We start from the raw sequence: 8840 nt of genomic DNA on the forward strand, positions 1-8840 counted from the left end.
GGCCGGCGGTGCGGGCCGGACGTGCAGGAGGCATGGTGAGGGGACCTTTCGTCGGGGCGGGCGGCCGAGCGGGAACCGCGCTCGTGCGCGTGCGCGGCCGCCGTACGCGGTCGCCAGGGGGGACGCCGGGCACCGGCATCCGCAACAGACAGTAGATTCCGGCCTGGTCCGGGGGATGACGCGGATGACGGCACTTGGGCCTGCGGTCGTCCTAGCCGGGACGCGACAAGTGACGTAGTGCGGGTGACCGGCGAAAGGTCCGGCACGTCAGGGTTCCTGAGGCGGGGGCTCGCGTTCCGCCGACGGCGCTCCCGCGGCCCGTCGTGACGGGACACCCCCGCCGCCGGCGCCGCCCCGTCACCGCGTTTCCCGCGGAGCCGCCGCCTACGTCAAATGGCGTATCCCCGCAGGCCGTCCTGGTGGAAATAGTGCCGTTGCCCTGGAACGAGGGCATCATGGGGATCGGTGACGTGGCGTACCAGCGAGGAGGGCGCCGGCGATGGTGGACGACGTCAGGTCCGGGCGGCCTGCCCGGCCGGCGCCGCGCGGGCGCCGGCCGCTCGACGCGGGGGCGCTGCTGGAGCGGACGCCCGACGGTCTCGCGGTGATCGATGCCGACGGCCGCTTCGTCCAGGCCAACCCGGCGGCGCTGTCGCTCTGCGGGCTCGACCCGGCGCACGTCGCCGGCGCCGCGTCCCCGTTCCCGCCGCGTGACGCGGACGAGGACGGCGAGGATCCCGGGGCCGAGACGGTCACCGTGTGGGAGGCGGAGCCGGGGCCGCGCCGCGAGTTCGCGTTCCGGACCAGCCGGCTGCCCGGCCGCGACGAGCGCATCGTCGCGTTCCGCGACGTCACGGAGAGCCGGCGGCACCAGCGCAGGCTCGCCGCGATCGCCAGCGCGGCCAGCCGGGTGGCCGCCAAACGGTCGCTGGGCAGCACGCTGGAGGCCCTGGCGAAAGAGGTGCTGGAGGCCGACGCCCTGGCGGGAGTGCAGATCCTGACGGTCAACGCCACCAGCGAACGTTTCCAGGTCATGGGCACCGCCGGGTTCAGCCAGGCGGAGAACTTCTTCGACATGCTCCTCGAGTGCCGCGAGGCCGGCGCCGACCTGCGCATGATCGACGCGTTCACCTCGCGGCAGCCGGTCGTCGTGCCCAACCGCTACGTGACGATCATGTCCGACCCCGCGTGGCGGGCGCTGAAGGACTACATGCGCTCGCCGGAGTGGGACTGGTTCGCCAGCGTGCCGCTGATGGTGCGCGGCGAGCCCGTGGGCATCCTCAACGCCTTCTTCGCCCCCGGCCAGGAGATCGGCCGGACCGCCCTCGACTTCCTGCTGGCCATGGCCGAGCAGGCGGCGCAGGCCGTCGACTACGCCGCGCTGCTGGAGCGCGAGCGGGAGGTCGCGCGGCGCGAGGAACGCCAGCGCCTGGCCCGCGACCTGCACGACTCCGTGGTGCAGCAGGTCTTCTCCATGGGCATGCAGGCGGAGTCGCTCAGCATGTTGTCCGGGCGCGACACCGTCGTCGACTCGGCGTACGTGATGCGCGTGGCCGGGGAACTCGGGCACGTCTCCAAGGCGGTGCTGAGCGACCTGCGGGCCATGGTGACCGACCTGCACCCCATCCCGCTCGCCGACCAGGGGCTGTCGGCGGCCCTCGACGCCCTCGCCGAGTCGACCATGGGCAGGACCGGCCTCGACGTGCACGTCTCGATCACCGACCAGCGCCACGAGCTCGACGACCTGGAGTCCGAGCTCCGCGAGGACGTCTACCGCATGATCGCCGAGGCGCTGCACAACAGCGTCAAGCACGCGCAGGGCTCCCGCGTCACCATCGACCTGGGGCTGACCGGACGCCGCTCGCAGCGGTGGCTGACGGGCGAGGTCTCCGACGACGGGTGCGGCCTGCCGGCGCAGAACGCTGACCTGCCGGGGGAGGAGGGCGGCTTCGGCATGACGGCGATGAAGGAACGCGCCGGCCGGTGGGCCGGCGACCTCGCCATCCTCTCCAGCCCCGGCGCAGGAACCACCGTGCGCTTCGTGCTCCCGCTGCCGCCCTCGCTGCCGACGGGGCTGCACCGGGACGTGTTCGCCCGTGCCCGCGACACCGCTCGCGACACCACTGACGACGCTGCCCGCGCCCGCGACACCGCTCCCGACACCACTGACGACGCTGCCCGCGCCCGCGAGAACGCTGAGGAGCCATGACCCTCCCCTCGGACAACAGCACCATCGGAGTCCTGGTGGTGGACGACCACGCCGTGGTCCGGCGCGGCGTCGTCGCCTATCTCGACGCTCTGCGGAACGTCGAGGTCGCCGGTGAGGCGGCCAACGGCCGCGAGGCGGTCGATCTCCTCGAGTCGCTCAAGGTCAGGCAGCAGCCGCTGCCCCGGGTGGCGCTGATGGATCTCATGATGCCGAAGATGGACGGCGTCGAGGCGACCGCTGAGATCGTCAAACGGTTCCCGGCCGTCCGCGTGGTCATCCTGACCAGTTTCGGCGAGGTCGAGCGCATCCACGCCGCGCTGGCCAACGGCGCCGCCGGCTACCTGCTCAAGGACGCCGGGCCGTCCGAGGTCGCCGCCGCGATCTACGCCGCCGCCAACGGCGACGTCTACCTGGACGCCGCCGTGGCGCGGCGGCTGGCGCAGAAGATGCGCTCCCCGCACAGCGGCGTGGCCGGCCTGACGAGCCGGGAGCGCGACGTGCTCGTCCTCATCGCCGAGGGCCGCTCCAACCGTGAGATCGCCGCCAAGCTGGTGATCAGCGAGCGGACGGCACGCACCCACGTCAGCAACCTGCTCGGCAAGCTCGGGCTGCACTCGCGCACCCAGGCGGTGCTCGTCGCCATGCGCGAAGGGCTGGTCGATCCCCCGCGTTGAGCGTCGCCATGCGTGAAGGGCCGGTCGATCCCCCGCGCTGAGCGTCGCCTTCCTCCCGGCCCGACGGGCGGGACGCGACCGGCCCCGGCCTACGTCACTTGTCGTAGGCCGCCTAGGACCGGCACCCCCTCAAGAGCCGTCAATTGCGCAATCCATGGCCCGGCAGGGGCTGCGTAACATCCAGGTCAGGCCGCGATGACCAGGCCCCCAGCGAACGCCCACGTGCACGGAGCCCAGCGCACGCGCGTCGCCCCGCGCGCCTCTTCCCGCGCGCGGCGACGCCTCGCGAGCAGCCCCCAGTTAAGGAGACACCCCATGCCCGGCAAGAGCCTCCAAGACGTTCTCAACGGCGTTCCGGCCACTGTGGCGGACCATCTCCGCAATCTCCAGGCCGGGCCGAACGTCTATCCCGGGGTTCCGCCCGAGTACACGAACTGGCGTGACGAGCAGCTGGCCTGGCAGCGGACCTGCGTGCTGTTCAACCAGTCCTTCCACATGGCCGAGCTGCTGGTCGAGGGGCCCGACGCGCTGAAGCTGCTGTCCTACCTGGGCGTCAACAGCTTCGCGAGGTTCCCCGTCGACACCGCCAAGCAGTTCGTGCCGTGCACCCCCGACGGCTACGTCATCGGCGACGGCATCCTCTTCCACCTGGCGGAGACCACCTTCAACCTGGTCGGCCGCATCCCCGCACTCAACTGGGTGCGCTATCACGCCGAGACCGGCGGCTACGACGTCACGGTCACGCTCGACGAGCGCTCGGCGGCCCGGCCCGACCCGTTCAACCGCACCCACTACCGGTACCAGATCCAGGGGCCGAACGCGGTCAAGGTGATCGAGAAGGCAATCGGCGAGCCCGCGCCCGCCCTGAAGTTCTTCCACATGACGACGATGACGATCGCGGGCAAGCAGGTCCGGGCGCTGCGTCACGGCATGGCGGGACAGCCCGGGTACGAGCTGTTCGGGCCGTGGGCGGAGGGCGAGGAGGTGCACCGGGCGCTGGTGGAGGCCGGCGAGGAGCACGGGATGCGGCTGGTCGGCGGGCGCGCCTACTCCTCCAACACGCTGGAGTCCGGATGGATCCCGTCGCCCCTGCCGGCGATCTACACCGGTGAGGCGCTCAAGGCCTACCGCCAGTGGCTGCCGGACACCAGCTACGAGGCCGCCGCCTCCATCGGCGGCAGCTTCGTCTCGGACGACATCGAGGACTACTACCTGACGCCGTGGGACCTCGGCTACGGGTCGTTCGTGAAGTTCGACCACGACTTCGTCGGCCGCGAGGCGCTGGAGGCCAAGGCGGCCGGGCCGCACCGCAAGAAGGTCACCCTGGCGCTGGACAACGCCGACTTCCTCAAGGCCGTCAACAGCCAGCTCGAGCACGGGCTCCCGGCGAAGTGGTTCGAGTTCCCGTCCGCGGTCTACTCGATGCACCCGTACGACCTGGTGAAGGTGCACGGCGAGCCGGGCGGGATCTCGACGTGGATCGGCTACAGCGCCAACGAGCGCAAGATGCTGACCCTGGCGATGCTCGCCGAGGAGCACGCCGAGCCCGGCGCCCAGGTGTCGCTGGTGTGGGGCGAGCCCGACGGCGGCTCGGACAAGCTCACCGTCGAGGGTCACGGCCAGGCCGAGATCAGCGCCACCGTGAGCCCTGTCCCGTACGCCGAGGTCGCCCGCAAGGTCTACGCGGACGGCGGCTGGCGGGCGGCGTCGGCCTGAGCCGGCCGCCGGCGATCTGACGTGTCGAGCACCGCCGAGACAAGGGAGAAGCCCATGGGCGGGGAAGCGGACCGGATACCCGACACCCCCCTCCTCGATCGCGAGCGCCGGCTTCGCGGCTACCGGATCAACAAGATGGCCATGGGACTGGGCGACCCGGCCAACCGCGCGGCGTTCCAGGCCGACGAGCCGGCCTACCTGGACCGGTTCGGCCTGAGCGACGAGGAGAAGGCCGCGGTGCTGTCCCGCGACTGGTCGGAGATGGTGCGCCTCGGCGGCAACCTGTTCTTCATCCTGAAGATCTCCGCGGTCGATCCCGTGCGCATCACCGAGATCGGGGCCCACCAGGCCGGCATGGACCACGAGTCGTTCCTGCGGGACAGGCTCGGGAAGAAGGTGTGAGACGTGGCGAGAATCGTCGGAGGGCTCGGAACGTCACACGTTCCCTCGATCGGGGCGGCGCTCGACAAGGGCCTGCGCGACACGCCCGAGTGGAAACCGTTCTTCGACGGTTACGTGCCCGCCCAGGAGTGGGTGCGCGAGCAGCGGCCCGACGTCGCGGTCGTCGTCTTCAACGACCACTTCAACGCGCTGTTCCTCGATCGGGTGCCGACCTTCGCGGTCGGCTGCGCCCCCGAGTACCACCCCGTCGACGAGGGGTGGGGGCCGCGGGCCATCCCCCCGTTCGAGGGGGCGGCCGACTTCGGCTGGCACCTGGTCGACACCTTGGTGGACAACCACTTCGACCCGGAGATCATCCAGGAGATCAAGGTCGACCACGGGCTGCAGGTGCCCATGGAGCTCTTCTGGGGCAGGCCGCCGGAGGCGTGGCCGGTGAAGGTCGTGCCCATCTTCGTCAACGTGCTGCAGTACCCGATCCCGCTACCCGACCGCCTCTACGCGCTCGGCAAGGTGCTGGGCAGGGCGATCGAGAGCCACGACAGCGACGAGAGGTTCGTCGTGCTCGGCACCGGCGGCCTGTCCCACCAGCTCCAGGGGGCCCGCGCCGGGTTCGTCAACCCGGAGGCCGACCGGCGCTTCCTCGAGGACATCGCCCACGATCCCGGCAAGCTCGCCGGCTGGAGCAGGGAGCAGTACGTCGAGACCTTCGGCGGTGAGGGAGCCGAGCTGATCATGTGGCTGGTCATGCGCGGCGCGCTCACCCCCGAGGTCGTCGTCAGGCACCGGCACTACTTCGTACCCGCCTCGATGACAGGAGCCGGGATGATCGTCATGGAGAACACATGACCTGGCCCGCCGCCCGCCCGTACGGAAGGGTCCGCGCATGAGCACCTTCGTGCTGGTCCACGGGGCCTGGCACGGCGGCTGGGCGTGGCAGCGGGTGGCCCCGCTGCTGCGCGCGGCCGGCCACGAGGTCCACACCCCGACACTGACCGGCGTCAGCGACCGCGCGCACGTGCTGCACCCGCAGGTCGGGCTCGGCACCCACGTCCAGGACGTGGTCGCCCTCATCGAGGCCCACGACGCTCGGGACGTGGTGCTCGTCGGGCACAGCTACGCGGGGCAGGTCGTCACGGGCGTCGCCGACCGGATCGGCGAGCGCCTGGCCAGGCGCGTGCACCTCGACGCCTTCGTCGGCGAGGACGGCGAGGCCGCGATCGACCTGCTGCCCGCCACCGTGGCCGGGCACTACCGGGAGTCGGTGGCGGGGCCGGGGTTCGGCTGGCTCATCCCCGTACGCTCGCTGAGCGTCCTGGGCGTCACCGAGCAGGCCGACCTCGACTGGCTGGCCCCACGCCTCACCCCGCACCCGTGGCTCACCTACACCGAGCCGCTGCGGCTCACCGGCAAGGGGGAGCAGGTGCCTGCGGCGTTCATCGAGTGCACCGACTGGATGCGGGTGTTCACCCCGCAGGCCGAGCGGGCGGCCGCCCGCGGCTGGCCGGTCCACGAGATCGCCACCGGCCACGAGGCGATGGTCACCGCGCCGGGCGAGCTGGCGGAGCTGCTGCTGGCGGTCGCCGCCGCGTAACGCGGCCGGCCGCCTCGCCGCATCCGCAGGACCGGCTCCCTGTCCACGAGACCAGCAGCGCCCTCGTCGTGCTCGGACCCGAACACGCGGCCCTGTTCGGCGAGGCCGGCTGGAGCAAGGACGACGTGCGCCGGTTCGTCTTCGACAACGCCGTCAACTCCCGGTCCGAACTCGCCGCGGTCGGCAAGGACGCCCTCTCCCGGCACACCCGCTGGCGGTTGCCGGCCGGCCACCCGGACGCCATCCCCGACCAGGCGAGCGCCTCGGACACCCCGGACAGGGTGCCCGCGCTGAAGACGCCCTCCTCGATCGCGGTGATGGTCGCCGGAGCCAACAACGCGGGCGTCTCCACCGTCATCGAGACGTTCGGCATGCGCGGCGACACCCCGTCGATCGCCCGGGTCGAGGACCTCGATGGCTAGCCCGGCCGGGGAGAGCGCGGTCCTGGACGGCGCGTTCGAGAAGTTCCGCGCGCTGATGGCCTCCGACGGCTACGCGCTGCACTGGTCGCTGACCGGCCAGAACCGGGTGGTGGTCGAGGTGGTGGCGGGGCGCGGACGCCTGCGCCGACTGCCTCGTCCCGCTGCCGGTGATGGAGGCGATCATGTCGGAGGCGCTGGAGAGCACGCCGTACACGCTGGACCACGTCGTCCTGCCGAGCGGGACGTAGCGTTCGTCCACGTCGTCCACGTCAGAAGAGGGTCAGCGGCTCGCTGGGCATCGGCTCCGGCAGGGGCTCCAGCTCGGGCACGCGGGCGCGTACCTCGTCGTGGAAGCGGCGGGCGAGCGCCGGGGCGTCCGCGTTGTCCGGCGTGTGGATGAACACGGTCGGCGAGCGCCCCTCGCGCAGCCAGTCCGCCACCGTGCCGACCCACGGGGCCCAGCCGTCGATCGTGCGCGCCTCGTCGTCCCTGCCGAGGTAGCGCACGATCGGGTGGGCGGTGAGGGCGCGCGTGCGGCGCGGCACGCGCGGCTTCTTCGTCCACGCGTCGCGCTCGGCGTCGCTGGCGGGCGGGCTCTGGAAGAGCACGGTGGTGTCGAAGGGCACCCATTCGGCGTCGAAGCCGGCCAGGAGCCGTTCGAGGAGGTGTTGCGACCGCTCGTCCTCGAAGAACGCGCGGTGCCGCACCTCGACGGCGTACCTGCGCGAGCGGGGCAGCCGGTGCAGGAAGGCCGCGAGGGCGCCGAGGTCGGCAGGCGAGAACGAGCCGGGCAACTGCAGCCAGAGCGCGTGGATCCGCGAGCCCAGCGGCTCCATCGCCTCCAGGAACGTGTGAAGGTCCTGCTCGGCGCCGGCGAGGCGGCGCTCGTGGGTGATCGTCTTGGGCAGCTTGACGACGAAGCGGAAGCCGGGGCCGGTCTGCCCGGCCCACGACTCCACCGTGCTCCTCGACGGGGTGGCGTAGAAGGTCGTGTTGCCCTCCACCGCGTCGCACCAGGTCGCGTAGGCGCGCAGCCGCTCGCCGGGAGGAAGCCCGGCGGGCAGGAGCCGTCCCTGCCAGCGCGCGTGGTTCCACATCGCGCATCCCACATGAAGCCGCATGAACGCGACGTTATCGAAGTTCGGCTGACACCTGCCCAGTTGTCATACAAATTATGAACTCGTATGATGACAAACGACTCCAGCAAGCCGACCCTTGGGACCGCCATGGCCGCCGACCAGATCCGCCACGTCTCGCTCTCCTCCGTCACGCTCCCGCTCGCCGTTCCCGTCAGCGACGCCAAGGTCCTCACCGGCCGGCAGAAGCCGATGACCGAGGTCGTCTTCCTGTTCGCCGAGATCACGACGGAGGAGGACCACCGCGGCACCGGCTTCAGCTACTCCAAGCGGGCGGGCGGCCCCGCGCAGTACGCCCATGCCAAGGAGGTCGCGGAGAACCTGCTGGGTCAGGATCCGTCCGACATCGGCAAGATCTACGACCTGCTGCTGTGGGCGGGCGCGTCCGTCGGGCGTTCAGGCGTGGCCACCCAGGCCCTCGCCGCGATCGACATCGCGCTCTGGGACCTCAAGGCCAGGCGGGCGGGGTTGCCGCTGGCGAAGCTGCTGGGCTCCTATCGCGACTCGGTCAGGACGTACAACACCTCAGGGGGCTTCCTGCACGCCCCGATCGAGGAGGTCATGGCGCGGGCCACGCAGTCGATCGAGAGCGGCATCGGCGGGGTCAAGATCAAGGTCGGTCAGCCGGACATGAAGGAGGATCTGCGCAGGCTGGCGGCGGTGCGTGAGCACCTGGGCGAGGGCGTTCCG

General features: G+C 71.5%; 9 protein-coding genes. 8 read left to right on the top strand and 1 reads right to left on the bottom strand.

Features of this window, described 5'->3' with window-relative positions; genetic code table 11:
- The first annotated feature begins 499 nt into the window (after positions 1–499).
- The 7 genes from E1292_RS47810 (at position 500) to E1292_RS47840 (ending at position 7014) form a co-directional block, all read left to right on the top strand.
- Entirely contained in the window at positions 500–2209 is a 1710-nt protein-coding gene (locus E1292_RS47810) for an ATP-binding protein (protein ID WP_132606443.1), read from the top strand.
- Complete coding sequence (locus tag E1292_RS47815; RefSeq protein WP_132606444.1) at positions 2206–2883, top strand: response regulator; 678 nt, start codon at positions 2206–2208, stop codon at positions 2881–2883. Before E1292_RS47810 ends, E1292_RS47815 begins: the two co-directional genes overlap by 4 nt.
- 315 nt (positions 2884–3198) lie before the next feature.
- Complete coding sequence (desA, locus tag E1292_RS47820) at positions 3199–4599, top strand: syringate O-demethylase (protein WP_132606445.1); 1401 nt, start codon at positions 3199–3201, stop codon at positions 4597–4599.
- Positions 4600–4653: 54 nt separating this feature from the next.
- A complete protein-coding gene (locus E1292_RS47825; protein WP_132606446.1) occupies positions 4654–5001 on the top strand; it encodes an extradiol ring-cleavage dioxygenase in 348 nt (115 codons plus the stop codon).
- A 3-nt stretch (positions 5002–5004) separates the two neighbouring features.
- Positions 5005–5847 carry a class III extradiol dioxygenase family protein gene (locus tag E1292_RS47830; protein ID WP_132606447.1) on the top strand — a complete coding sequence of 281 codons (843 nt, stop codon included), beginning with the start codon at positions 5005–5007 and terminating at the stop codon, positions 5845–5847.
- 37 nt (positions 5848–5884) lie between these two features.
- Entirely contained in the window at positions 5885–6592 is a 708-nt protein-coding gene (locus E1292_RS47835; protein ID WP_132606448.1) for an alpha/beta fold hydrolase, read from the top strand.
- Positions 6593–6660: 68 nt separating this feature from the next.
- Positions 6661–7014, top strand: a complete 354-nt coding sequence (locus tag E1292_RS47840; protein WP_132606449.1) for a hypothetical protein — start codon at positions 6661–6663, stop codon at positions 7012–7014.
- A 269-nt stretch (positions 7015–7283) separates the two neighbouring features.
- On the opposite strand, the gene E1292_RS47845 is transcribed toward E1292_RS47840, so the two are convergent.
- Entirely contained in the window at positions 7284–8135 is an 852-nt protein-coding gene (locus E1292_RS47845; RefSeq protein WP_165975135.1) for a DUF72 domain-containing protein, read from the bottom strand.
- Positions 8136–8240: 105 nt separating this feature from the next.
- On the opposite strand from E1292_RS47845, the gene E1292_RS47850 reads away from it, so the two are divergent.
- Positions 8241–8840: enolase-like domain-containing protein (locus tag E1292_RS47850; RefSeq protein ID WP_500690533.1), on the top strand; the 600-nt coding region annotated here is incomplete at its 3' end.

Origin of the sequence: Nonomuraea deserti (genome assembly GCF_004348685.1) — a bacterium.
GTDB classification, from domain to species: domain Bacteria; phylum Actinomycetota; class Actinomycetes; order Streptosporangiales; family Streptosporangiaceae; genus Nonomuraea; species Nonomuraea deserti.

What these genes read in the sequence shown, in the direction of transcription:
- E1292_RS47810 (WP_132606443.1), top strand. Translation starts at nt 500, where the DNA reads ATGGTGGACGACGTCAGGTCCGGGCGGCCTGCCCGGCCGGCGCCGCGC.
- E1292_RS47815 (WP_132606444.1), top strand. Translation starts at nt 2,206, where the DNA reads ATGACCCTCCCCTCGGACAACAGCACCATCGGAGTCCTGGTGGTGGAC.
- desA (WP_132606445.1), top strand. Translation starts at nt 3,199, where the DNA reads ATGCCCGGCAAGAGCCTCCAAGACGTTCTCAACGGCGTTCCGGCCACT.
- E1292_RS47825 (WP_132606446.1), top strand. Translation starts at nt 4,654, where the DNA reads ATGGGCGGGGAAGCGGACCGGATACCCGACACCCCCCTCCTCGATCGC.
- E1292_RS47835 (WP_132606448.1), top strand. Translation starts at nt 5,885, where the DNA reads ATGAGCACCTTCGTGCTGGTCCACGGGGCCTGGCACGGCGGCTGGGCG.
- E1292_RS47845 (WP_165975135.1), bottom strand. Translation starts at nt 8,135, where the DNA reads ATGCGGCTTCATGTGGGATGCGCGATGTGGAACCACGCGCGCTGGCAG.